Annotated in this window: 1 protein-coding gene; it reads right to left on the bottom strand. The window is 50.7% G+C overall.

Translation table 11 applies throughout. The features are described 5' to 3' along the window. The coding region (locus AB3351_RS23540; RefSeq protein WP_371149547.1) for a DegT/DnrJ/EryC1/StrS family aminotransferase at nucleotides 1–743 on the bottom strand (743 nt) is incomplete at both ends.

Genomic DNA, 743 nt, shown 5'->3' on the forward strand with positions numbered 1-743 from the left:
TCCGGATACAGCGGCAGCGCCATCGTACCAAGAGCGGCTTTCTCTGATTCTGCTAAGCTTCCATCCTCGTATCCGAGACCTTTGTATACCTCCTGCTTATGCAGCGGAACCGGATAGTACACGCCGGATGCGATGCCGTGCTCTCCAAGGTACGCCATCAATTCATCACGGTATTCGGTTTGGATAATGTACAGATGGAAGACCGCTTCTCGTCCTTCTTTTACATAAGGCAGAGTGATCGGCAAATCTTTCAATGCTTCGTTATAGATCGCTGCTTTATCGCGTCGCTGTTGATTCCATTGGTCGATGTATTTCAGTTTGACCTGCAGCATGGCAGCTTGCAGGGCATCTAGACGGCTGTTGTAGCCGATGATGGAATGATAGTATTTCGGATTGCTGCCGTGTACGCGCAGAATTTGAATTTTGCGGGCCAGTTCATCGTCATTGGTCACAACGATACCGCCATCTCCATACCCTCCCAGATTTTTCGTCGGGAAGAAGGAGAAGCAGCCCGCTGTACCGATGGAGCCGATGCGCTTGCCGTTATACTTGGAGCCGATTGCCTGGCAGGCGTCTTCGATCACATGCACATTATGTTTGGTGGCGATCGCCATCACCTCATCCATGTCTACCGGCTGACCGAAGATATGGATCGGGATAATCGCTTTTGTGCGCGGTGTGATGGCTGCTTCTAGCTTCGCGGGGTCGATATTATATGTCTTCGGATCAATATCGGCAAATAC

Source organism: Aneurinibacillus sp. REN35 (assembly GCF_041379945.2).
GTDB lineage: Bacteria > Bacillota > Bacilli > Aneurinibacillales > Aneurinibacillaceae > Aneurinibacillus.